The sequence below is a fragment of the Pseudomonas sp. OTU750018 genome (assembly GCF_011636575.1).
Taxonomy (GTDB): Bacteria; Pseudomonadota; Gammaproteobacteria; order Pseudomonadales; family Pseudomonadaceae; genus Aquipseudomonas; species Aquipseudomonas peli.
The window spans coordinates 56,020-78,068 of the sequence record NZ_JAAPAU010000001.1 but is presented as its reverse complement, the minus strand read 5'-3'; the positions used below and the strand labels follow the sequence as shown (position 1 = coordinate 78,068).

At 60.9% G+C, this 22,049-nt stretch carries 21 protein-coding genes; 12 read left to right on the top strand and 9 right to left on the bottom strand.

Features of this window, described 5'->3' with window-relative positions; all coding sequences use genetic code 11:
* Nucleotides 1-4: 4 nt before the first annotated feature.
* From HCI85_RS00385 to HCI85_RS00375, 3 genes are all read right to left on the bottom strand, one after another.
* Entirely contained in the window at nt 5-889 is an 885-nt protein-coding gene (locus tag HCI85_RS00385; RefSeq protein ID WP_167140984.1) for a DNA-3-methyladenine glycosylase family protein, read from the bottom strand.
* A gap of 98 nt (nt 890-987) precedes the next feature.
* Complete coding sequence (locus HCI85_RS21185; protein ID WP_409079740.1) at nt 988-1,527, bottom strand: methyl-accepting chemotaxis protein; 540 nt, start codon at nt 1,525-1,527, stop codon at nt 988-990.
* Nucleotides 1,528-2,559: 1,032 nt separating this feature from the next.
* Entirely contained in the window at nt 2,560-3,582 is a 1,023-nt protein-coding gene (locus HCI85_RS00375) for an AraC family transcriptional regulator (protein ID WP_167140980.1), read from the bottom strand.
* Nucleotides 3,583-3,701: 119 nt separating this feature from the next.
* Here HCI85_RS00375 and HCI85_RS00370 point away from each other — a divergent pair, with 119 nt between their 5' ends.
* The 8 genes from HCI85_RS00370 to HCI85_RS00335 all read left to right on the top strand — a co-directional run bounded on the left by HCI85_RS00370 (nt 3,702) and on the right by HCI85_RS00335 (nt 11,886).
* Nucleotides 3,702-5,177 (top strand): flavin-containing monooxygenase, encoded by a 1,476-nt coding sequence (locus HCI85_RS00370; RefSeq protein ID WP_167140978.1) that lies wholly within the window; start codon nt 3,702-3,704, stop codon nt 5,175-5,177.
* Nucleotides 5,161-6,090, top strand: coding sequence for an alpha/beta hydrolase (locus HCI85_RS00365; protein WP_167140976.1), 930 nt, complete (start codon nt 5,161-5,163; stop codon nt 6,088-6,090). The genes HCI85_RS00370 and HCI85_RS00365 overlap by 17 nt, the downstream gene beginning before the upstream one ends.
* Nucleotides 6,091-6,852 carry an SDR family oxidoreductase gene (locus HCI85_RS00360; RefSeq protein ID WP_167140974.1) on the top strand — a complete coding sequence of 254 codons (762 nt, stop codon included), beginning with the start codon at nt 6,091-6,093 and terminating at the stop codon, nt 6,850-6,852.
* Nucleotides 6,853-7,167: 315 nt separating this feature from the next.
* Complete coding sequence (locus tag HCI85_RS00355) at nt 7,168-7,503, top strand: ribonuclease E inhibitor RraB (protein ID WP_108490342.1); 336 nt, start codon at nt 7,168-7,170, stop codon at nt 7,501-7,503.
* Between the two features lie 268 nt (nt 7,504-7,771).
* Complete coding sequence (locus HCI85_RS00350) at nt 7,772-8,479, top strand: type 1 glutamine amidotransferase (RefSeq protein ID WP_167140972.1); 708 nt, start codon at nt 7,772-7,774, stop codon at nt 8,477-8,479.
* A gap of 250 nt (nt 8,480-8,729) precedes the next feature.
* On the top strand, nt 8,730-10,139 hold the full coding sequence (locus HCI85_RS00345) for a circularly permuted type 2 ATP-grasp protein (RefSeq protein ID WP_160084807.1): 1,410 nt from the start codon (nt 8,730-8,732) through the stop codon (nt 10,137-10,139).
* A gap of 2 nt (nt 10,140-10,141) precedes the next feature.
* Complete coding sequence (locus HCI85_RS00340; RefSeq protein WP_160084806.1) at nt 10,142-11,092, top strand: alpha-E domain-containing protein; 951 nt, start codon at nt 10,142-10,144, stop codon at nt 11,090-11,092.
* Nucleotides 11,089-11,886, top strand: a complete 798-nt coding sequence (locus HCI85_RS00335) for a transglutaminase family protein (protein ID WP_167140970.1) — start codon at nt 11,089-11,091, stop codon at nt 11,884-11,886. The genes HCI85_RS00340 and HCI85_RS00335 overlap by 4 nt, the downstream gene beginning before the upstream one ends.
* Nucleotides 11,887-12,770: 884 nt before the next feature.
* On the opposite strand, the gene HCI85_RS00330 is transcribed toward HCI85_RS00335, so the two are convergent.
* Nucleotides 12,771-13,580 (bottom strand): c-type cytochrome, encoded by an 810-nt coding sequence (locus tag HCI85_RS00330; RefSeq protein ID WP_241693702.1) that lies wholly within the window; start codon nt 13,578-13,580, stop codon nt 12,771-12,773.
* Nucleotides 13,577-13,936 carry a rhodanese-like domain-containing protein gene (locus HCI85_RS00325; RefSeq protein WP_167140967.1) on the bottom strand — a complete coding sequence of 120 codons (360 nt, stop codon included), beginning with the start codon at nt 13,934-13,936 and terminating at the stop codon, nt 13,577-13,579. Before HCI85_RS00325 ends, HCI85_RS00330 begins: the two co-directional genes overlap by 4 nt.
* A 674-nt stretch (nt 13,937-14,610) precedes the next feature.
* Between HCI85_RS00325 and HCI85_RS00320 the strand changes: the two genes are divergently transcribed.
* The 3 genes from HCI85_RS00320 (at nt 14,611) to HCI85_RS00310 (ending at nt 18,493) form a co-directional block, all read left to right on the top strand.
* A complete protein-coding gene (locus HCI85_RS00320; RefSeq protein WP_167140965.1) occupies nt 14,611-15,816 on the top strand; it encodes an acetyl-CoA C-acetyltransferase in 1,206 nt (401 codons plus the stop codon).
* Between the two features lie 16 nt (nt 15,817-15,832).
* Entirely contained in the window at nt 15,833-17,977 is a 2,145-nt protein-coding gene (locus HCI85_RS00315; protein ID WP_167140963.1) for a 3-hydroxyacyl-CoA dehydrogenase NAD-binding domain-containing protein, read from the top strand.
* Nucleotides 17,978-18,091: 114 nt separating this feature from the next.
* Nucleotides 18,092-18,493, top strand: a complete 402-nt coding sequence (locus tag HCI85_RS00310) for a lysozyme inhibitor LprI family protein (protein ID WP_167140961.1) — start codon at nt 18,092-18,094, stop codon at nt 18,491-18,493.
* A gap of 3 nt (nt 18,494-18,496) precedes the next feature.
* Here HCI85_RS00310 and ptrC read toward each other — a convergent pair whose 3' ends face one another.
* Nucleotides 18,497-18,694: a type III secretion system co-regulatory protein PtrC gene (gene ptrC, locus HCI85_RS00305; protein ID WP_090385536.1), complete on the bottom strand. Its 198-nt coding sequence runs from the start codon at nt 18,692-18,694 to the stop codon at nt 18,497-18,499.
* A gap of 26 nt (nt 18,695-18,720) precedes the next feature.
* Nucleotides 18,721-18,855 (bottom strand): hypothetical protein, encoded by a 135-nt coding sequence (locus tag HCI85_RS21070; protein ID WP_256665350.1) that lies wholly within the window; start codon nt 18,853-18,855, stop codon nt 18,721-18,723.
* A 220-nt stretch (nt 18,856-19,075) separates the two neighbouring features.
* Between HCI85_RS21070 and HCI85_RS00300 the strand changes: the two genes are divergently transcribed.
* A complete protein-coding gene (locus tag HCI85_RS00300) occupies nt 19,076-19,804 on the top strand; it encodes an amidotransferase (RefSeq protein WP_090247794.1) in 729 nt (242 codons plus the stop codon).
* A gap of 116 nt (nt 19,805-19,920) precedes the next feature.
* Here the strand turns inward: HCI85_RS00300 and HCI85_RS00295 are convergent, their stop codons facing one another.
* The gene (locus HCI85_RS00295) at nt 19,921-20,892 is read right to left on the bottom strand and encodes a magnesium and cobalt transport protein CorA (RefSeq protein ID WP_167140959.1); all 972 of its coding nucleotides are present in this window, start codon (nt 20,890-20,892) and stop codon (nt 19,921-19,923) included.
* 132 nt (nt 20,893-21,024) lie between these two features.
* On the bottom strand, nt 21,025-21,750 hold the full coding sequence (locus HCI85_RS00290; RefSeq protein ID WP_167140957.1) for a 1-acylglycerol-3-phosphate O-acyltransferase: 726 nt from the start codon (nt 21,748-21,750) through the stop codon (nt 21,025-21,027).
* Nucleotides 21,751-22,049 lie beyond the last annotated feature (299 nt).

The window sequence follows — 22,049 nt, the reverse complement described above, 5'->3', positions numbered from 1 at the left end:
GGCGTCATCCCTCTGAGTAGTTGTGCCACAGGTGCGCGGCGGCATAGGCGCGCCAAGGTCGCCAGGCTTCGGCGCGGGCCTTGAGCTGTTTGGCGTCGATGCCTTCTGGCCCCCACACCGGCGCCTTGAGCAGGCCCAGGTCGCTGGCGGGAAATGCATCGACCTCGCCAAAGGCGCGCAGGGCAATGTATTCCGCCGTCCACGGGCCGATGCCGGGTAGGGCACACAGCTGCTCGACAAAGGCTGTGTAGCCGTTTTGCAAATCCAGACGCAGTGCCCCGCTGGCCACCTGCCCAGCGAAGTGCTGCAAGGTCTGCACGCGTTTGCCGGGCATGCCAATGCCGTCCAGATTGGCGTCAGCAATGGCTGCGGCTGTGGGGAACAGCCGTTGAATATCGGTCGCATCGGCAAACTGCAGTGATTCACCCAGACGCGTAACCAGGCGGCCGGTGATGGTCACTGCCGCCTTGACCGTAACCTGCTGACCCACAATGGCGCGAACGGCCTGCTCGAACGGCTCGAAAGCAGTCGGCAGGCGTAAGCCGGGATTTCGCGCAACCAGCGGGCCGAGCTGCGTATCGTTGGTAAAGTGCGCGCTGATCTGCTGCGGCTGGCAGTCCAGATCAAACATTTTGCGCACCCGCGCAGTAAGCGTCGCCAGACAGGTCTGCAGCGATTCGCTGTAGTGCAGCTGCAGCGCGTGCTGATCAGCCAGGGGTTGCACGCGGAACCAACCACGTTGGCCATCCAGGTGCACGCTGCGCGCGTAACTGTGCGCTTGCAAGCTTTCCACCCCAGCCAGGGCACGGAGGGCAAAGTGCGCGTGGAATTGTTGCCACTGCCAGGGCCGTTGATAGCTCAGAAGCAGAGTGTGGGGTGATTGGTTCATGGCCGAACAATAACCGCCGTTCGGCTGGCTGTCAGCGCAGAACTGACTTTCAAACTGGCGTTTACCCTCTCCCAGGCTTGGGAGAGGGTGCGTGCTAGCTAGGCGCTGGCCACGCGCTGATGCAACTGATGCGACAGCTGCTCCAGCTGTTGGCCCAGGTGCACCAGCGACTCCTGAGCATCCAGCAGTTCGGCGCTGGCGGCACGCTGGCGCTGGCTGGCATCGCGTTGCGCGGCGCTGTTGTCGCGCACGTGCAGCAGTTGCTGGTGCGCCTGGGTAAGCGCCTGGCTGTGTTGCAAGATCGAGCTGGAGAGGTTGTCAGTCAGCCCGGCGTTGCTGCTCAGCGCGCTGCCTACTTCACTGACCTGCATCGCCCCGGTGTCGATGATCTGCTGCGACTGGCCCAGTACGTTCTGTACGGTGTCGGCGGTTTCATTGCTGCGCTGTGAGAGGTTACGTACTTCATCGGCCACCACCGCAAAGCCGCGGCCATGCTCGCCAGCCCGCGCCGCTTCGATGGCGGCGTTAAGCGCCAGTAGATTGGTTTGCTGGGCGATGGCGCTGATCATCTGCATGGATTCGGCGATGCGCTGGTTGCTCTGCTGAATGGCCTGCATGCTGGCTTGGGCATCTTCCATACGCTGTGCGCAGACATTCACCTGGCTGCTGCTGTGCTGGGTGTCCTGGCTGAGTTGCTGCATATGGCCGGTGCTAGCGGCGAGGCTGTCGAGCACTTCATGCAGGGCCAGATCCAGCTGGTGCATGGCATCGGCCTGCTGTTGCACATCTGTATCGATGCTCTGGCAGCGCTGGCGGATACCACCGAGGGTCTGTTGCAGCTTGCCGGCCATCTGTAGCAAGTCGCTAGCGGTGCTGCGCACGTCATCGACGATGCCACCGAGTTGATCCTGATTACGCGCGGCGCGCTGACCGAACTCGCGGGATTCATTGAGAGCCTGTTCGGCATCGGCCAGGGCCTGATTACGCAGTTGCGCGCTGTACCACTGCGCCAACCAGACGGTCAGTACGGGCAGGATGTAACCCGAGTAGGTGTTGACGGCAGCATCCCGTGGGCTCAGTTCGAACACCGGCAGGCTGGCGCCACTGCGTTCCAGGCGGATCAGCCAGAACACGAACAGCACCTGAACCAGGCTCCAGACCATGGCGCTGCGGGCGCCGGCCAGCAGGTAAGCGAATACGATAATCACCGCCGGCCAGTAGATATGCGCCGAATGCAGGCCGCCCAGTTGATAGATCAGCAGCATCGAGTAGCTGGCCATGCAGGCCAGGGCCATGTTCGCGGCGACCGCCAGCGGCAGCACGGCACTGCGCAGTACCAGCAACATCAGTGGCATGCCGAGCACCAGCAGCAACGAGCCATACATCAATGCGTCGTTGCCAAGGCGGCCCCACTTGATACAGCTGTACAGGCCAATGACCACGCTGCACAGGGCACTGAAGGCGAGGGTACGGGCCAACAGGATGCTGGCCTGGTCGGTCAAATCATGTGGCAGGAACTGCCCAAGAAAACCCTGTCGCATGAAAACTCCAGTCAGTAGGTTGTTCAGCAGTATCGGCGCAAATGGTCGCCAGCTTGAGGGTGGAAAGTGCCAATTTGGCGGATGAAATAGCAAAGTGCCATCTGCGCCGACGACTTGTCAGTCGCTCTTTCACACCAATCCTTGGCGGTACTGCCCAGGCGTGAGGCCTTTCCAGCGTTTGAAGGCATGCAGGAAATTCGACACCTCGCTGTAGCCCAGGCGTTCGGCAATCTCCTCCTGGCTTAGGCTGGCGATGGACAGCAGTTCCTCGGCCAGGGCCTGACGCACTTCTTCCTGCAACTGGCGAAAGCTGCTGCCTTGCTCTTCCAGACGGCGACGCAGGGTACGGCTGCTGATGTTCAGTTCGCAGGCGATGACTTCCATGTCCGCCAGCCGTCCCGGTGTGCTCAGCAGGCGATCACGAATCTGTCCGGCCAGGCCGCTGCGCACCTGACGTTTAGCCAGCAGGGCCTGGCATTGCTGCTCGCAGAGCTGAGCGCTGTGCGGATTGGCGCGGGGCAGTGGCAGATCAAGCAGGTGACGGGAAAAGCTGATGCGGTTCTCTGCGCAGGCAAACTCCGGCAGCAGGCCGAATTGCTCGATAAAGCGTGCAGTATCAGCTGGCGCCGGCATGCTCAGTTGTACGCGATCCAGGGGCATGCGGTTGCCGGTCAGTTCGCGCTGAATCACCATCACTGCCACGGTGTCGCGCAGCAGGAGAAAGTCGCGCACCTGATCCGGCAAATGGCTGCCGTCCAGCTGCAGATGCGCCTGGTCGGCGTCTTCACGCAAGCTGATGCGGTTAAAGGCAAAGGTCAGGTCCAGGTAGCGCAGGCCGAGGTCGGCAGCCTGGCGGAAGCTCTGACTGCTGAGCAGGGCGTAACCCCAGATGCCATAGGTGGTCAGTTGATAGCGCAAACCGGCTTGCAGGCCGAGGTCATCCCGGCTAGGCAGGGCCTCGATCAGGTTGCGGATCAGCTGCAGCTCCTGCGCACCTTCGATTTCACTGTGCAGCTCGGCCAGTTGCAGGGGGCTGAGTCCGGTGTCGCGCAGGCAGTGTTCGACACTCAAACCATGGTCGAGGCCCAGCTGGGTCAGCAGTTGCACACTGGTGATGCTGCGTCGTGGCAGGCTGTAGGGAAGAGCCGACATGCAGTTATCCGCTGATTTGTCCGAAAGTCACAACCGATTGGCCGACTATGCCATAACCTCTCACGTGCCGTGCAAGTAGCATCTTGGTATCCGCACTGTTTGCGGTTGGGGATATAACAATGCACAACACTTCCCAGAACCAGGCCCCGTTGCGCGTGCTGATTATCGGCAGCGGCTTTGGCGGCCTGGGCATGGCCATCCAGTTACAGAAAGCCGGGATCGAAGATTTTCTGATCCTGGAAAAGGCCGCAGAAGTCGGCGGCACCTGGCGTGACAACAGCTATCCGGGGGCGGCCTGCGATGTGCCGTCGCACCTGTATTCGTTTTCCTTCGAGCCGAAAACCGACTGGAGCCGCAAGTTCGCGCCCCAGGCGGAAATCCACGGCTACATGCTGCATTGCGTGGCCAAGTACCAGTTGCGGCCGCGTATTCGCTGCAATGCCGAAGTGGCGTCTGCCGCTTTCGATGCGGCCGCAGCGCTGTGGCGGGTAACCCTGAGCACTGGCGAAGAACTCTGCGCCGAGGTGCTGATCAGCGCCTGCGGCCAGCTCAATCAGCCGGCCTATCCAGCGTTGCCGGGAATTGAGCAGTTCGCCGGGGAGGCCTTTCACTCGGCGCGCTGGCGGCATGACCTGGACCTCAACGGCAAGCGCGTGGCGGTGATCGGCACCGGCGCCTCGGCGATCCAGTTTGTTCCGCAAATCCAGCCCAAGGTCGAGCAGCTGCAGCTGTTTCAGCGCTCGCCGGCCTATGTGCTGGCCAAGCCGGACCGCGCCTATCGGCCGTGGGAACTAGCGGTAATGCGCCGGCTGCCCTGGCTGCAACGCATCGACCGCGGCCTCAAGTACCTGCAACACGAGGTGCGCGGCCTGGCGTTTATCAGCATGCCGTGGCTGATGAAGCTGTTTCGCTTCAGCTTCGAACGGCACCTTAATCAGCACATCAGTGATCCGCAGCTGCGCACTCAGCTGCAGCCGAATTACCCCATGGGCTGCAAGCGCATCCTGATCAGCAATGACTATTTCCCGGCCCTGGCGCAGCCCAATGTGGCGGTGATCAGCGAGGCGATCAGCCGCGTCGGCGAGCGCGCCATCATCACCGCCGATGGCCGCGAGCACCCGTGCGATGTACTGATCTACGGCACCGGCTTTGCCGCCACGGATTTTCTCGCGCCGATGCAGATTCGCGGCCTCGGCGGGCAGGAGTTGAACCAGGCCTGGCGCGACGGCGCCGAGGCGTACAAGGGCATCAGCGTCAGCGGTTTTCCCAACCTGTTTATTCTTTACGGGCCGAATACCAACCTGGGGCATAACTCGATCATTTATATGCTCGAAAGTCAGTTCCGTTACGTGCTCGGCTGCATCGATTTGCTGCGCCAGCAAGGCGCCCGTTATGTCGACGTAAAAGCCGCAGTACAGCAGCGCTACAACCAGCAAATTCAAGCCAGCTCACATCGAACGATATGGGAGCAGGGCTGCTCAAGCTGGTACAAAACCGCCTCCGGCAAAAGCACCAATAACTGGCCGGGCTATACCTTCACTTACCGCCAGCAGACCCGCGCACCGGAGCTTGATGACTATGAATGCACCCGTTGAATTCACCGCGCCGGCGGCCGATCAGGCACTTCTGCGCAGCGTTTTGCGTACCAGCCTGCGCCTGCTGTTCCGTGGTCTGGTACGCCCACCCATGCCGATTGCCGGACAGCGCGCGGTGCTGCGCCTGCTGACAGCCGCCAGCCCGGCGCCGCGCGGTATCACCCGTAGCGCCGGCACCTTGGGCGGGCGATCCTGTGAGTGGCATAAACCACAGAGTGGTCGCGGCACGGTACTGCTGTACCTGCATGGCGGTGCATACCTGATCGGCGGAGCGAATACCCACCGCACGATCTGCTCGACCCTGGCCAAACGCGGACAGATGGATGTGTGCGCGCTGGATTACCGCCTGGCACCTGAGCATCAATATCCGGCGGCTCGCGAGGATGCGTTGGCCGCGTTTCAGGAGCTGCTGACGCTGGGTTATACGCCCGAGCAGATCGTGATTGGCGGCGACTCGGCTGGTGGCAACTTGGCGTTGATTACCAGTTTGCGTTTGCGTGATCTGGATCTGCCGCAACCGGCAGCGTTGGTGTGCTTCTCTCCGGTCACTGACTTTACCGGTACGCAGCTGCACGAGCCGCCAGCCGGTGACCCGCTCATCCACCGCAAATGGGTGGAGCAGGCGCTGGCGCTGTATTGCCCGGCGGGTTTGGCCCACGACGACCCTGGCTTGTCGCCGCAGTTTGCCGATCTGCATGGCCTGGCCCCTGTATTGATTCAGGTCGGTGAAGACGAGATTTTGCGTAACGACAGCCTGCGCTTTGCCGACAAGGCCCAGGCGGCGGGTGTGGATGTACGCCTGCAGCGTTATCCGAACCTGTGGCACGTGTTCCAGGCCCACGCGGGCATGCTCAAGGCCGCTGATTTTGCCCTTGCCGAAGTGGTGAGCTTTCTGCGCGAGCGGGGCTGCTGAGTGAACAATATTCTGATTACCGGCGCCGCGTCAGGGATCGGCGCCGCCACCGCGAGGTTGTTTCATCAACACGGCTGGCAGGTTGGGCTGCTGGATATCAACCACCAGGCGCTGACTCAGTTGGCCGGTGAGTTGGGTAACGTCTGGCATGCCGAGCTGGATGTGGCCGACCCGGCGGCAGTCAAGGTCGCCCTGGCGGACTTCTGCGCCCTGCATGGCGGTCAGTTGCGCCTGCTGTTCAACAGCGCGGGGATTCTGCGGTGCGGGCACTTCGAGGACATCGAATTGAGCGAGCATGCGCGCATTCTGCAGATCAACGTGCAGGGGCTGCTAAATATGACCCACGCGGCCTTTCCTTATCTGAAAGCCACGCCCGACGCCCAGGTGATCAATATGGGCTCGGCCTCCGGGCTATATGGCGTGCCGCATCTGGCCAGCTATTCGGCCTCCAAGTTCGCCGTGCGCGGGCTGACCGAGGCGCTGGACCTCGAGTGGGCCAAGCATGGTATCCGCGTCGGCGACCTGATGCCGCCGTTTGTCAGCACGCCGATGCTTAACAACCAACGCTTCCAGGCCCCGGTATTGCGCCGTCTGGGCGTCAATCTTGAGGCTGAAACCGTGGCTCAGGCCGTTTTGGCGCAAACTCGCAGCCGTGCGGTACACCGGCCTATCAGCCGACAATTCAAGCTGCTGTACTGGTCCGGCCAGCTGACACCCGCCTGGCTGACCCGGCGCATCATGGCCTGGCTTAGTCGCGACTGATTGATTGGCTGTATGGCTGAAACAACTTTCGCTGGGCAAATGCGCGTTGATGGGACTAGTCTGCAACTAACGCTTCTGACTTGTTCGCTCTGAACAAGCCTGCGTTGACCAGCCCTGGTTTCAGGTCTGGCTTATGACATATCAAGCAGCACATCGCTTGATTCTCGGGCGGCACTGCAATCGGTGCCGCAACACCGCTGAGGCTCTGGCGGTAGCAATGGGAAAGCGTTTACCAGGTCGTAGCACTGCAGTATCGACACCTAGTTGGTTCTTTAGCGTCCTGTAAATTTGTCCATCGCCTGAGGAGGTCACTTCATGAGCACAGCCTTGCACGATGATGTCAGTAACGGGGTTTTACGGCGGATGAAGGAGGGTGGCTTCGACTTTGCCAGCTTCCATCCCATCGAGTTCTACGCCCTTTTCCCTGATGAAGAGCGGGCCCGCATGGCCACCCGCAAATTTCGAGGTGAGTCTTTACACGCCCTGGTGACCGAGCGTGATGACGGTGTCTGGCACCTGCAAGTCAGTAAAGTAATGTTCGCGACATACCACGGCATCGACGACTTCGAGCATGACCTGGAGTCAGTCGTGGCCCCGCTTGGCGGCAAACTGGATGGGTGGGGTGTTACCCAGGAGGTAAGGCAGCCCTGAGAACCTGTCTACGGTCTACTGCGCGTCGGCCCTGCTGTGTTAAAAACAGGCTGGGACGCGGCGTCTCGGAATGCTCATTTACAGCCCGTAAACTCCGCTTCCTCGCCTGTTTTTGCCTTGCATGGCTCTAGCTCGCGAGATCGTAAACAGGTTCTGCAATCCAAACACGGGCCGGCCATAAGCTGGCCCGTGTCATTTCTACCTCGTCGACGCGCCCCCAGCCAATCGCCCCTCGACCCCAGGCCGTGCTTTGCTTCAGACTTGGCGCATGACTGACATCCTGATTCTTACCCATATCGATTACTGCCCGCCGGCCCACCTGGGCAAGGTGCTTGAGCAGGCTGGCCACACCTATAACGTGCTGCGCGCGGATCTAGGCGAGCTGGACGGCATTGATCTGGACCGACCCAAGGCCGTGGCCATCATGGGCGGGCCGATGAGCGTCAATGATCCGCTGCCCTGGCTGGCCACCGAGGTCGCAGCGCTGCAGCATTTTATCCGCCGCGATATTCCGCTGATCGGCCACTGTCTGGGCGGCCAGCTGTTGGCCAAGGCGCTAGGCGCGGACATCAGCCGCATGCCTTACACCGAAAGTGGCTGGCAGCAGCTGACCCGTCTTGACCAGGCGGCGCCCAGCCCCTGGTTGCAGCATTTGCCTGAACAGTTCCCGATCTTCCAATGGCATGGCGACAGCTTTGCTATTCCTGAGGGCGCCCAGCCCTTGCTCAGCAGCCCCTGGTGCAGCAACCAAGCGTTTGCCTGGGGCGATAAAATCCTGGCCCTGCAAGGCCACCCGGAAATGGATGAAGCCCTGGTGCGCCAGTGGCTCGGCGACTGGCACCACCTGCTGGATGAAAGCCAGCCCAGCCAGCAGAGTAGGGCGCAGATGCTCGACCAACTGCCCGCCAAAGTTGCCGAACTGAACCGTGTAGCAGAAGGCTTCTATCGCCACTGGCTGCAACTGGCCGGGTTCTGATGCTCGGCTAGGGTGGATGACGCTTTCCCATCCACCAATGGTTACCGTGCGGTGCATAAAAAGAGCGTTATCCACCCTACGGACTGGGCGCCTTAAAATGGCGCGCCCTGCAACTCGGCGGTCACGATTGCGCCCTGGCTTGGTGCGTTGCTTGTGTCGTAAATACTCAAGTTATTGATTTAAAACATTTTTATTGTATGGCGCGGGCCTTGCAAAGCTGTCTCTATGTCCGGGTGACAAGGAGTACGGCATGGTCCGCACCTTTTATGACGAGATGTACGACGCGAGTGGCGCTGTCCGCCCGCACTACCAAGCGTTTGCCCGCTGGTTAGCGGATACGCCGGATGAACTGCTGGCCCAGCGCCGCCGGGAAGCCGACTTGCTGTTCCACCGCGCCGGTATCACCTTCACCCTGTACGGCGACGACCAGGGCACCGAGCGGCTGATCCCGTTCGACATCATCCCGCGTAGCATCCCTGCCAGCGAATGGCGCATCGTCGAACGCGGCTGTATCCAGCGCGTGCAGGCGCTGAATATGTTCCTCGCCGACCTCTACCACGACCAGCGCATCATCAAGGCCGGCATCGTGCCCGCCGAGCAGGTGCTGGCTAACGAGGGTTACCAGATCGCCATGCAGGGCCTCAACCTGCACCGCGACCTCTACGCCCATATCGCTGGGGTCGACCTGGTGCGCGACGGTGACGGCAGCTACTACGTGCTGGAAGACAACCTGCGCACGCCCAGCGGCGTCAGCTACATGCTCGAAGACCGCAAGATGATGATGCGTCTGTTCCCCGAGCTGTTTGCTGCGCAGCGCGTGGCGCCGATCGATCACTACCCGAACCTGCTGCTCGATACGCTCAAATCCTCCAGCCCGCTGGATAACCCCAACGTCGTGGTGCTGACGCCGGGGCGCTTCAACAGTGCCTACTTCGAGCATGCCTTCCTCTCCCGCGAAATGGGCGTGGAGCTGGTAGAAGGCGCGGACCTGTTTGTGCGCGACGACAAGCTGTTTATGCGCACCACCGCCGGTGCCAAGCAAGTGGATGTGGTCTACCGCCGCCTCGACGACGCCTTCCTTGATCCATTGGCTTTCAACCCCGATTCCATGCTCGGCGTGCCTGGCCTGCTGGCCTGCTACCGCAGCGGTAATGTGGTGCTGGCCAACGCCATTGGCACCGGGGTGGCGGACGATAAATCGATCTACCCCTATGTCGACGACATGATCCGCTTCTACCTCAGCGAAGAGCCGATCCTGAAAAACGTACCGACTTTCCAGTGCCGCAAACCGGCCGAGCTGTCCCACGTGCTGGCCAACCTGGAACACCTGGTGGTCAAGGAAACCCAAGGTTCCGGCGGCTACGGCATGCTGGTTGGCCCGGCAGCCACCAAGGCCGAAATCGAAGACTTCCGCGCCCGCCTGATTGCCCGTCCCGAGGCCTATATCGCCCAACCGACCCTGTGCCTGTCGACCTGCCCGACCTTTGTTGAACGCGGCATCGCGCCTCGGCATATCGACCTGCGGCCATTCGTTCTATCCGGCAAGGAAACCCGCATCGTCCCCGGCGGCCTGACCCGCGTCGCGCTGCGCGAAGGCTCGTTGGTGGTCAACTCGTCCCAGGGTGGCGGCACCAAAGACACCTGGGTGGTGGAGGACTAACCATGCTTTCAAGAACTGCCTCTGATCTGTACTGGATGTCGCGCTACCTGGAGCGCGCGGAAAACCTCGCGCGCATGCTTGAAGTCAGCTACTCGCTGTCGCTGATGCCGCAGGACGGCCGCGGCGATGGTTTGGAAGAACTGGCTTTGCCGCTGCTGATTACCGGCACCCTCGACGATTACCTGGAGCGCCACGGCCCGCTGCACGCCGAGCGCATGCTGCACTTCTTCGCCCTCGATGCGACCAATCCGGCGAGCATCTACTGCTGCCTGCAGGCCGCGCGCAGCAACGCCCACGCCGTGCGCGGGCGGATCACCGCCGACATGTGGGAAAACATCAACGCCACCTGGCTGGAAATCCACGGTATCGCCCAGCAAGGCCTGAGCCGCTACGGCATCAGCCGTTTCTGCGAATGGGTCAAGGAGCGCTCGCACCTGTTCCGTGGCGCCACCTTCGGCACCATCATGCGCGGCGACCCGTACCGCTTTATCCGTCTCGGCACCTTTATCGAGCGCGCCGACAATACCCTGCGTCTGCTTGATGCGCGCTACGAGATGCTCGGCGAAGACATCGACGAAGTAGACGGCCGACCGGCACGCAGCTACTACCAGTGGACCGCGTTACTCCGTGCGTTGTCCTCGTTCGAGGCGTTTGCCGAGATCTACCGTGGCTCGCCCGGTACGCGCAAAGTCTCCGAACTGCTGCTGCTACGCGCTGACGTGCCGCGTTCGTTGCGCGCCTGCATGGACGAACTCAGCCTGATGCTCGCCAGCCTGCCAGGCGACAACGGCCGCCCAGCCCAGCGCCTGGCTGCCGAACTGGAAGCGCGACTGCGCTATACCAGCATCGAAGAAGTACTCGACGAGGGCCTGCACGCCTGGCTCACCGATTTCATCCTGCTGGTTCGCCAGCTGGGCCAAGCCATCCAAAGTTCCTACCTGGAGGTCGCATGAGACTGTCAATCAGCCACGACACTACCTATCACTATGAAGACCAGGTGCGTACCAGCATCCAGTACCTGCGCATGACCCCGCACGACAGCGAACGCCAGCAGGTACTCAGCTGGGAATTGACCCTGCCGCGTCCGGTGCGCGCCCAGCTCGATCCCTACGGCAATATCCTGCATGTGCTGACCATGGATGAGCCGCATGAATCCATCGTTATCGGCGCCCGTGGCCAGGTGGAAATCGACGAAGCGCGGGAAGCCGAGCACGAAAGTCAGTCGGCGCTGCCGTTTCTGCGCTTTACCCGCTTGACCGAAGCCGACGAAGCCCTGCGCGAGTTTGCCAAACTGCAAAGCCGCAGCCGCCCGGACCGCAGCGGCCTGATCGACCTGATGCATGCGTTGAATGCGCATATCCGTTACCAGCCGGGCAGCACCGCCGTGGAAACCAGCGCCAGTGAAGCCTTCGCCGGCGGCAAGGGCGTCTGTCAGGATCACGCTCACGCCTTCCTGGCCTGCGCGCGCAGCCTGGGCGTTCCGGCGCGCTATGTCTCGGGTTATCTGTTTACCGACAGCGAAGACCACCTGGCCAGCCACGCCTGGGCCGAAGCCTGGCTGGACGACGCCTGGTACAGCTTTGATGTGACTAACTGTCTGGCCAAGCCGGAGCGGCATTTGAAGTTGGCCGTGGGCCTGGACTACCTGGATGCCTGCCCGGTGCGTGGCATGCGCCGGGGCGGTGGCATCGAGCAGATGCATGCGCAGGTGGAGGTTGCACCGCTGGTGCGGGTGCAACAGCAGTAGCTTTTAAAGCTCCCTCTGCCCGCTTGCGGGAGAGGGTTGGGGAGAGGGCTTTTCAATGGCGTAGGACGCCGGTATTAAATGAAGCCTGCTTCGTAGGGTGGGTTAGTGGCGCTGATCCGAGATTGATGGTTCAGCTCGGTGCTTGAGCGCCATGTAACCCGCCAAGCGGTGGTCGCCGTTGTTCCTGCTGACGCTTTTAGCGGTCGCTGTGCAATTCACTTGCGGCGGTCGGCTTTAGCTCTGGTTTCGCCCCTTACGGGCGAGTCACTTTTTCCAGTCGCGGAAAAAGTAACCAAAAACGCTTGCCCCGACATCCGGCCCTGCCTGCGGCAGGGTTCGTGAACAGAATCATTGCTCCGAGGGTCGGCGTACAAGGGCCGTCCCTGGCCCTTTACGCCTTTCGCCGCATCCATGCGGCTCACCCCTCTACACAACAATTCTGTTCACCCTCCTGAAGGGGCGTTTGGCGTCGCCTGCGCGTTTTGCGTGGTTCAACCAACAGCGATTTGATGGGTATCGCGTTGCTCAACCCATCCTAAGGATCGCTTTTACAAACCACATATCCCACAGGCGCGCGAAAAATCCCCGTCAGGAGGCCGAGTGGAGGTGTTGCGTAGGGGGACGAGCCGCATGGATGCGGCGAGAGGCTTAAAGGGGCAGGGACGCCCCTTGTAAGCCGGCCCCTGGAGCAATACCGGAGCGAGGGGAGTTTCGCGCAGCGAAACCCGGATGCAGGGGCGCATTCTCTTTGGTTACTTTCTCTTGTGCGAAGCAAGAGAAAGTAACTCGCCGTAAAGGCGAAAAGCGTAGGTCGACTCGACTAGAGAGTTTTGTGAAGCTGCGTTGGTGAATAAACAACGTGTTGACCACCCTCCGTGAAGCCTCTAAGGCTGCACCTTCCTCCCCACCATATGCCGCAAATACTCAACCAACTCCCCCAATTCCTTGTCACTCAACACCTCAACCGAAAATCCCGGCATCTTGCCCTGCGGCCAGCGCCGCAAACTTTGTGGATCGCGGATATAGCGGGTTAGAAAGTCGCCGCTGAAATACTCGGTCGGGTTGTGCGGAATATTCAGGTCCGGGCCGAATTGTGAGTCACCTGCGCCATTCAGGCGATGACAGGCCATGCAGTTCTTCTGGTATTGGGCAAAACCGGCCTGCACCGCCGGGCTGGCTTCGGCGGCGGGCAGTAGCTGCGGGAAGCGCTGCGCTACCGGGGCCAGTTTGCGGATGGTGGCCAGTTGGAAGGGCCATTGCTCCGGGCCGATCTGGCTGGCGGCCGGGTTTTGCCAGACCAGGTAGAACGGCCCGGCGCTGGGTTTGCCGTTGCCCAGGGCGGGCCAGGGTTGGGCTGGATCTTCGATGGCTAGCCAGGCTTTGCTGCCAGCTTGGCTGAGCGCGGGGGCGGCGGAGAGTTCGGCGGCAAAGCCGTCGCTGGCGACCAGTTGCAGGTGGTCGCCCGGCTGCACGCCTTCCAGCAGCGCGGCCAACGGCACGGCGCGGTAGTGCATGCTGTGTTTGTAGCTGACGTCGTCACTGATCTCGACGTTTTGCGCCTGCGGGTGGGCGAGCAGTTGCGCGCTGCTCAGGCGCTGGCTGCCGTTGCCCAGTTCTAGGGTCAGTTCGGCGGCGTGCAGGTGGGTGAAGGGTAGGAGGGCGAGCAGGGCGATACCGAGAGTGCGTTTGTTCAATCCTGCGACTCCAGGGCGAGTTTCAGTTCGTCATAGCCGCCCGCGTTGATCAGGTTGCTGTAGCCCATTGCGCGCAGGCTTTCTTCGGCGATGCCGGAGCGGCGGCCGCTGCGGCAATACAGCACGATGGGGGTGTCCTTGTCCGGGGCAAGAGCGCTGATGCGGCTGGCGATCTGTTCGTGTTCGATCTGCTCGGCTCCGGGCAGTGCGCCAGCGGCGAATTCTTCGGCGGTGCGGACATCGATCAGCACGCTTTCCGGTGATTGCAGGGCGACAACTGCGGCGCTGAGTTCGGCTTCGCCGGCCAGCAGAGGCAGGCTGACCAGCAGGCCGAGGGTGGCAAATAGTGTGCGCATGGTGTGCTCCTTGGGTTGATTGAAATCACCCTAGCACAGGCGCTGCTTTGCACGTGTTTGTTGAGGTAACGCTGCCGCTGCCGGCTCACTCCACGGTGGCAGGCAGGGCAGGAAATCAGGGGGTTAGCTGACCAAACGGGTCAGGTTGGGAAGAATCAGAATGACGGTGGTGGCAAACACGATCATGCCTGCCTGACGCATTTTCACTGGATTGAACATGGCGGTTGGCCTTGTTGTTTTTTGCGGGTGGTCGTCGCTGTCCTGCGTAATGTGCGGATGCGACGCCACGCCTCGTGTTGATCATTCAAGCCGTCCCGGCAAAACCCGGCGACGACGCCTACTACAGCCGACCTGCGCTCTATTTGCCGGTGGCTTGATTCAACTGTAGGGGCGTGCAGCACCTGGCTATAGACGCCTTGATTACTAAGGTGCGTTGGCTAGTTGCCAGCGGTTATGACGCGCGGCCTGCAACAGGCAAGCGCCCCTTGATCTAGACGCGCTTGTGGGCCTTCGTCCAGTGATTGACCGTTTGTCTGAGCTGAGCGGTCAATGGGCCTGAGCACTTCGGTCATTGAGACTACTTCGGCTCGGCGTATGGTAGGCCCACTCAACAAAAACAGGCGCGGGCCTCACCTGCGCCATCAGCCACCCTCCATTGGAGGTCTGAGGACGCCATGACCGAAGCATATATTTTCGATGCCGTGCGCACGCCCCGCGGCAAGGGCAAGAAGGACGGTGCGCTTTACAGCGTTAAGCCTGTCGACCTGATCGCTGGCCTGCTCAAGGCGCTGCAAGCGCGCAATAACCTGGACACCAGCCAGGTCGATGACATCGTGCTCGGCTGCGTAACGCCGGTGGGTGATCAGGGCGCGGACATTGCCAAAACGGCAGCCATGGTCGCCGATTGGGATGTCAGCGTGTCGGGCGTGCAACTCAACCGTTTCTGCGCCTCGGGCCTGGAAGCGGTGAACCTCGGCGCGATGAAGGTGCGTTCCGGTTTTGAGGACCTGGTGGTGGTTGGCGGCGTCGAGTCGATGTCGCGCATTCCCATGGGCTCCGATGGCGGCGCCTGGGTGATGGACCCGGCAACCAATATGCACACCCACTTCACTCCGCAGGGTATCGGTGCCGATCTGATCGCCACCCTTGAAGGTTTCAGCCGCACGGATGTCGACAGCTTCGCCCTGCGATCGCAGCAAAAGGCCGCCCGCGCCAGCAAGGACGGTTCGTTCAAAAAATCGCTGATTCCGGTGGCCGATCAGAACGGCATCGTGCTGCTCGACCACGACGAATTTATCCGTGGCGAATCCACCCTCGTAGGCCTGGGCAAGCTCAAGCCAAGCTTCGAGATGATGGGCCAAATGGGCTTCGACAGCACCGCGCTGCGCGTCTACAGCCATGTTGAGCAGATCAACCACGTGCACACCCCGGGCAACAGTTCCGGCATCGTCGATGGCTCTGCCCTGATGTTGATCGGCTCCGAGGCCAAAGGCAAAGAACTGGGCTTGAAGCCGCGTGCGCGCATCGTCGCCACTGCCGTGACCAGCACCGACCCGACCATCATGCTCACCGGCCCGGCGCCGGCCACCCGCAAGGCGCTGGCCAAGGCGGGACTGAACGTCAATGACATCGACCTGTTCGAGGTCAACGAAGCATTCGCTTCGGTAGTGATGAAATTTATGAAGGACATGGGCGTCAGCGAGGACAAGGTCAACGTCAATGGCGGCTCCATCGCCATGGGCCACCCGCTGGGTGCAACCGGCTGCGCCATTCTCGGCACCCTGATCGACGAGCTGGAGAAGCGCCAACTGCGCTACGGCCTGGCCACCCTCTGTGTGGGCGGCGGTATGGGCATTGCCACGATTATTGAAAGAGTTTGAGGCGGAGATAAGAAAAATGACTGACGCCATCCGTTACGAAAAAGGCCAGGACAATATCGTCGTTCTGACCATGGACATGCCTGGCCAGAGCGCCAATACCATGAACGCGGTGTACCGCGAAGCCATGGGCAAGATTGTTGACCGCCTGGAGGCCGAGAAGGATTCCATTGCCGGGGTCATCCTCACCTCAGCGAAGAAAACCTTCTTCGCCGGCGGCGACCTCAATGAGCTGATCAAGGTCACCAAGGCCGATGCGCCTGCCTTCTACCAGATGATCCTCAATATCAAGGGCCAACTGCGCCGCCTGGAGTGCCTCGGCAAGCCGGTGGTTGCTGCGATCAATGGCGCGGCCCTGGGCGGCGGCTGGGAAATTGCCCTGGCCTGCCATCACCGTATCGCCCTGAACAACTCCAGCATCCAGCTCGGTTTGCCGGAAGTGACCCTCGGGCTGCTGCCGGGCGGCGGCGGGGTGGTGCGCATGGTGCGCATCCTCGGCCTGGAAAAAGCCCTGCCGTACCTGGCCGAAGGCAAGAAAGTGCGTCCCGATGCGGCGCTCAAGGCCGGCCTGATCCATGAACTGGCCAGCGATAGCGATGACTTGCTAGCCAAGGCACGCGCCTTTATTGCCGCTAACCCGACCGCTGTGCAGCCGTGGGACGTGAAAGGCTACAAGATTCCCGGTGGCACGCCGTCCAGCCCGAATGTGGCGCAAATGCTGGCAATTGCGCCGAGCGTGCTGCGTGACAAGACCAAGGGCTGCTTCCCGGCGCCTGAGAAGATCATGTGCGCCGCCGTTGAGGGCGCGCAGGTTGATTTCGACACCGCGCAGATCATCGAAGCACGCTACTTCACCGAGCTGACCACCGGCCAGGTGGCGAAGAACATGATCGGCACCTTCTGGTTCCAGCTCAATGAAATCAACGCCGGCGGCTCACGTCCGCAAGGCTTCGAGCCCTATGTGACCAAGAAGGTCGGTGTGCTAGGCGCAGGCATGATGGGCGCCGGTATTGCCTATGTGTCTGCGGTCGCCGGTATCGACGTAGTGCTCAAGGACATCTCCATCGAAGCCGCTGAGAAGGGCAAGGACTACTCGGCCAAGCTGCTGGAGAAGAAAGTTGGCCGTGGCCAGATGAGCGCTGAGAGGCGCGATGGCATTCTGGCGCGGATCAAACCCACCGTCAGTGATGCTGACTTTGAAGGCTGCGACCTGATCATCGAAGCCGTGTTTGAGGATCGTGACCTCAAAGCCAACGTCACCGCAGCTGCTGAGCGCGCGGCGCTGGCTGACGCGGTGATCGCCTCCAACACCTCAACCCTGCCGATTACCGGCTTGGCCACGGCGGTGCAGCAGCAGGATAAGTTTATCGGCCTGCATTTCTTCAGCCCGGTGGACAAGATGCCGCTGGTGGAAATCATCAAGGGCGAGCACACCAGCGACGAAACCCTGGCGCGCGGCTTCGACTACGTCATGCAGATCAAGAAGACCCCGATCGTGGTCAACGACAGCCGTGGCTTCTTCACCTCACGGGTGTTTGGCACCTTCACCAACGAAGGCTTGGCCATGTTGGGCGAGGGCGTGAGCGCGGCGATGATCGAGAACGAAGCGCGCAAGGCCGGCATGCCGGTCGGCCCACTGGCGATCAGCGACGAAGTGTCGATGAGCCTGATGAACCATATCCGTCAGCAGACCATCAAGGACCTCGCGGCCGAAGGCAAGCAGATTCCTGAGCACCCGGCATTTGCCGTGATCGACATGATGCTCAACGAGTACAAGCGCCCGGGCAAGGCGGCGGGTGCGGGCTTCTACGATTACCCGGCGGGTGGCAAGAAGCACCTGTGGCCGGAACTCAAGGCGCGTTTCGAGAAGCGCGATGCGCAGATCTCGCAGATCGATGTACGGGACCGCATTCTGTTTATCCAGGCCATCGAAACCGTGCGCTGCGTGGAAGAGGGTGTGCTCAAGTCGGTTGCTGACGCCAACATTGGTTCGATCTTCGGCATCGGTTTTGCGGCCTGGACCGGTGGGGCGTTGCAGTTTATCAACCAGTACGGGGTGAAGGACTTCGTCGCCCGTGCCAAGTACCTGGCTGAGCAGTATGGCGAGCGCTTCCTACCGCCGGCGTTGCTGCTGGAGAAGGCGGCGAAGAACCAGAGCTTCTAAACCTGTCGTGTTAAAGCAGATGTACTGACAACCGGCTCCCTGTGAGCCGGTTTTTTTATGGGCATGACACTAGACTGCTGCAACAGCCACGCGGGTGTGGCGCAAGGAGGTGTTATGAAAATCGGGATAAGCAGTGCGCTGGCAATCAGCCTGGGGTTATTGGCCGCGCCGGTGTGGGCGGATGACTGCGCTAATGCCATAGATCAACTCACCCTTAACCAGTGCGCGGCGGCGGACTATGCCACTCAGGACAAACGTCTGAATCAGCTCTACGGCGATTATCGCAAGCGTCTGGATGATGGGCAGAAGCAGCAACTCAAAGACGTCCAGCTGGCCTGGATCAAGTTCCGCGACCTGGCCTGCGCGTTTGAGTCAGCGTCGGTGGAGGGCGGCTCGGCCTATCCGATGGTGCTAAATGGTTGCCTGACGCAAAAGACTGCCGCACGGGTCAAGGAACTGGAGCAGCTGGCCGTCTGTGAAGAAGGCGACCTCAGCTGCCCGATGCCAGCGCAATAACTGTCAGCAGGCCTGGCGGCCGCAGACCAGCTGCTGGATAGCCTGACGCTCGCTCAGGTGAGTGGGCATGCGCAGGGTGGTTAAGGTGCCGTCGCTAAGCTGGATGGCCAGCTCGGACTCGAAGTGGATGCCGCTGCCGTCGACAGTGGCATAGGTCACGCCATAGACGTTCTGGTTGCTCAGCGATTGGGCGATGCTCATGGCGTTCTCCTGATTGCGGGGCGCAGTTATCTAGCGGCGTTCTGGTCGGCCTTGAGTTGTGCGGCTTGCACTTTCTCGGCTTGGCGTTGGTTGCTCGCGCTGTGGTTACTGTTGAAGGCGGAAGCGGCAAGCAGGCTGGCGATGGCGGAAAAACTGGTCATGCTGATGTCCTCTGGTGGGGGGGCGCAGTGCCCGATGGCCAGATCATCTGCGCGTACCGCTATCGACAGAAGTGAATGGTGCTTATGGTGACTATCGAGGGCGCTGATAGGACTCGGGTAATTGGTCGGGTTTGCCCCGTGGCTATTGCCTTGCAGCCTGTCAGCAGGCACGCTTGCGCGCTGGAAAAACAACCCTCCTGCGCCCTAGGTAACCGCCCATATGCCGCTGCAGATCTGCATCCTGGAAACCGATGTTCTTCGCCCTGAATTGGTCGACCAATACGACAGTTATGGCCGTATGTTCGAGCAATTGTTCGCCCGTCAGCCGATTGCTGCCGAGTTCAAGGTGTACAACGTGATGGAGGGGCATTACCCGCCGGACAGCGAGCGCTACGATGCCTATCTGGTGACGGGCAGCAAGGCAGACTCCTTCGGCAGCGATGCCTGGATCCAGACGCTTAAAACCTACCTGCTGGAGCGCTACAACCGGGGCGACAAGCTGCTCGGCGTGTGTTTCGGCCATCAGCTGCTGGCGTTGTTGCTGGGCGGCAAGGCTGAGCGGGCGGTGCAGGGCTGGGGTGTGGGTATTCATCAGTACCGTATGGCGAACAAGCCAACCTGGATGAGCCCTGATCTGGAAGACCTGACTCTGCTGATCAGCCATCAAGACCAGGTCACCCAACTACCGGAAAAAGCCACGTTGCTCGCTAGCAGCGAGTTCTGCCCGATTGCTTCCTACTGCATCGGTGATCAGGTGCTGTGCTTCCAGGGCCACCCCGAGTTCGTGCATGACTATTCGCGCGCGCTGCTTGACCTACGCCAGCAGCACATTGGTGAGCCGACCTACTCCAAGGGCGTCGACAGCCTGCAGCGCGATCATCAGGGCCACACCGTGGCTGAATGGATGATGCGCTTTGTCGCCCAGGGCCGTGCCGGTTTGGCCGAATAAGCGGCGTTTGTGTAAAAAAGCCCGGTCAGTGACCGGGCTTTTTTATGGCGTGTCATCCATGAGCACTACCGTACGGGCCGCTGTTGCGCACCGTTAAAAAGCCTTCCAGACGATGATTACAGCCAGCCGGAGCGTTTGAAGCTGATGAAGAGTCCAGCGCAACCGGTGGTGATCAGTCCGAGCACCCCGAAGTAGCCGTAGTGCCAGGTCAGTTCCGGCATGTTTTGGAAGTTCATTCCGTAGATTCCGGCTACCGCCGTGGGGAAGGCCAGAATCGCGGCCCAGGCGGCGAACTTGCGCTGGGTCACGCTTTGCCGTGAGGACTCCAGCAGCAAGCCAATTTCGATGGCGTGATCAGCCATTTCGCGCAGGGCGGTTAGGTCTTCCAGCAGGCGGTTGACGTGAATCGCCACGTCGCGAAAGTAGGGCCGCATGTTCTTGTCGATAAACGGAAACTCTAGGCGCTGCAACTCCTGGCAGATTTCTGCCAGCGGCCCGATGTAGCGACGCAGGCGGAGCAGATCACGGCGCAAACCCTGAATGCGCTCGACATCGGCCTGGCTCAGCGGGTTTTTCAGCACGTGCTGCTCCACCTCCTCAAGCTCGCTGTGGTAGCTGTCCATCAGCGGGCGGTAGTTCTCGATCACGAAGCTGAGCAGTGCATAGAGCACGAAATCTTCGCCGTGCTCGAGCAGCAGCGGGCGGGCCTCGCAGCGTTGGCGCACCTGCGAGTAGGGCGCGGACTCGCCGTAACGGGCGCTGATGATGTAACCGCTGCCGGCGAACAGCTGGGTTTCGACAAAGGTCAGTTCGTCTTTGACCCGGATGGGCGAGTAGAGCACCAGAAACAGCGCATCGCCGAAGGTTTCCAGTTTGGGCCGGGTGTGCCGCTGGAGGGCGTCTTCCAGCGCCAGTTCATGCAGGTCGAATTGCTGCTGCAGGCTGGTCAGCTCTTCGGAGCAGGGGTCATGCAGGCCAATCCAGACGAAGTGCCCCGGTTTTTTCGACCACGGTTTACCTTCGTCGAGGCTGATAGTGGTGACTTTTTTGCCCTTGCTGTACACGGCGGCAGCCACAACGCGACCCATAAAATCTCTCTTATTGGTGGTGAACTCAGCACGCAGCTTAGCGGCTTAGTCGCTGCCAGTGGACGATACGAAATACTGCCAGCAAGAAAAAGCCCAGCATATGGCTGGGCTATGTAGGTGCTGCGAGCAGTCTCAGGCGCGTTGGCTGAGTTGCTGGTCCATGGCGTCGATGCACTGTTGCATCTGCGTGCGGCAGTTGTCGATCAGCTGTGGCAGATCATCCTGCGTCAGGCCTGCCGTAGGAATGGCCGGCAGTGAGCGGATCATGATTTCGCCGCTGTTCCAGCGGTTGAGGTGCAGGTGGTTAACGTAGGTACTGACGCACACCGGAATAATCGGTACACCAGCGGCAATGGCCATCTGAAACGCGCCTTTCTTGAATGGCAGTAGCCCTTTGCCCAAGTTGCGGGTGCCTTCGGCGAATACCCAGATCGAGGTGTCTTTGTGCTTGAGCGTCTCAGTAGTGGTGAGCATGGCCTGCTTGGCACGCACGGCATTACCGCGATCGAGCAAGACATTGCCCGCCAGCCAGTACAGTTGACCGAAGAATGGCACCCACTTCAGGCTCTTTTTGCCGATGCTTACGGTGCGTTTGGGCACCACGCGGCCGAGCACGTACAGGTCATAGTTGGACTGGTGGTTGGCGACGATCACGCAGGAGCGCTGATGGTCGAGCAGTGGCTGTACATCGGTCGTCAACTTCCAGCGCAATAGCCACTGCGCAGGGATGCTGTAGAGGCGTGCGCACAAGCGGCTGTTATCCGGATTGAACGGGCGGCAGATGCCAAGCAGCAGGCCCAGGATGCCGGCGAGGATAAAGTGCACGCCCATCGCCAGCATGCGCAGAAGAAAAAGCATTTGGTACGCCCGTCATAGGAAAAAGGCGCGCAGTGTACGGGCGTGCACTGCTTTCGGCAATTGATGCTGATCAGAGGTCGTTACCGCTTGTTGCGCCATTGTTAGAGCCGCTGCCAGTGGCAGGTAGCAGGTAGCAGGTCAACCGAGCCGTAACGCATGTGCCATGCGGATGATGCTGCCATCTTGCTCAAGAGCAACCAGGGCTTGATCCAGCTGCTGCATAAAGTCCTATCTACAGGGTTAGGCCTGCTCATTGATACGTGTATAGCCCATGTGACCCGTGTTCACTGGACAGAGTA

Coding starts and splice junctions, on each gene's coding strand:
- HCI85_RS00310 (WP_167140961.1), top strand. CDS start 18,092: ATGAAAATCGGGATAAGCAGTGCGCTGGCAATCAGCCTGGGGTTATTG.
- HCI85_RS00355 (WP_108490342.1), top strand. CDS start 7,168: ATGAGCACAGCCTTGCACGATGATGTCAGTAACGGGGTTTTACGGCGG.
- HCI85_RS00295 (WP_167140959.1), bottom strand. CDS start 20,892: ATGGGTCGCGTTGTGGCTGCCGCCGTGTACAGCAAGGGCAAAAAAGTC.
- HCI85_RS21070 (WP_256665350.1), bottom strand. CDS start 18,855: ATGACCAGTTTTTCCGCCATCGCCAGCCTGCTTGCCGCTTCCGCCTTC.
- HCI85_RS00375 (WP_167140980.1), bottom strand. CDS start 3,582: ATGTCGGCTCTTCCCTACAGCCTGCCACGACGCAGCATCACCAGTGTG.
- HCI85_RS00365 (WP_167140976.1), top strand. CDS start 5,161: ATGAATGCACCCGTTGAATTCACCGCGCCGGCGGCCGATCAGGCACTT.
- HCI85_RS00345 (WP_160084807.1), top strand. CDS start 8,730: ATGGTCCGCACCTTTTATGACGAGATGTACGACGCGAGTGGCGCTGTC.
- HCI85_RS00350 (WP_167140972.1), top strand. CDS start 7,772: ATGACTGACATCCTGATTCTTACCCATATCGATTACTGCCCGCCGGCC.
- HCI85_RS00320 (WP_167140965.1), top strand. CDS start 14,611: ATGACCGAAGCATATATTTTCGATGCCGTGCGCACGCCCCGCGGCAAG.
- HCI85_RS00385 (WP_167140984.1), bottom strand. CDS start 889: ATGAACCAATCACCCCACACTCTGCTTCTGAGCTATCAACGGCCCTGG.
- HCI85_RS00315 (WP_167140963.1), top strand. CDS start 15,833: ATGACTGACGCCATCCGTTACGAAAAAGGCCAGGACAATATCGTCGTT.
- HCI85_RS00325 (WP_167140967.1), bottom strand. CDS start 13,936: ATGCGCACACTATTTGCCACCCTCGGCCTGCTGGTCAGCCTGCCTCTG.
- ptrC (WP_090385536.1), bottom strand. CDS start 18,694: ATGAGCATCGCCCAATCGCTGAGCAACCAGAACGTCTATGGCGTGACC.
- HCI85_RS00340 (WP_160084806.1), top strand. CDS start 10,142: ATGCTTTCAAGAACTGCCTCTGATCTGTACTGGATGTCGCGCTACCTG.
- HCI85_RS00300 (WP_090247794.1), top strand. CDS start 19,076: ATGCCGCTGCAGATCTGCATCCTGGAAACCGATGTTCTTCGCCCTGAA.
- HCI85_RS00335 (WP_167140970.1), top strand. CDS start 11,089: ATGAGACTGTCAATCAGCCACGACACTACCTATCACTATGAAGACCAG.
- HCI85_RS21185 (WP_409079740.1), bottom strand. CDS start 1,527: ATGGAAGATGCCCAAGCCAGCATGCAGGCCATTCAGCAGAGCAACCAG.
- HCI85_RS00370 (WP_167140978.1), top strand. CDS start 3,702: ATGCACAACACTTCCCAGAACCAGGCCCCGTTGCGCGTGCTGATTATC.
- HCI85_RS00290 (WP_167140957.1), bottom strand. CDS start 21,750: ATGCTTTTTCTTCTGCGCATGCTGGCGATGGGCGTGCACTTTATCCTC.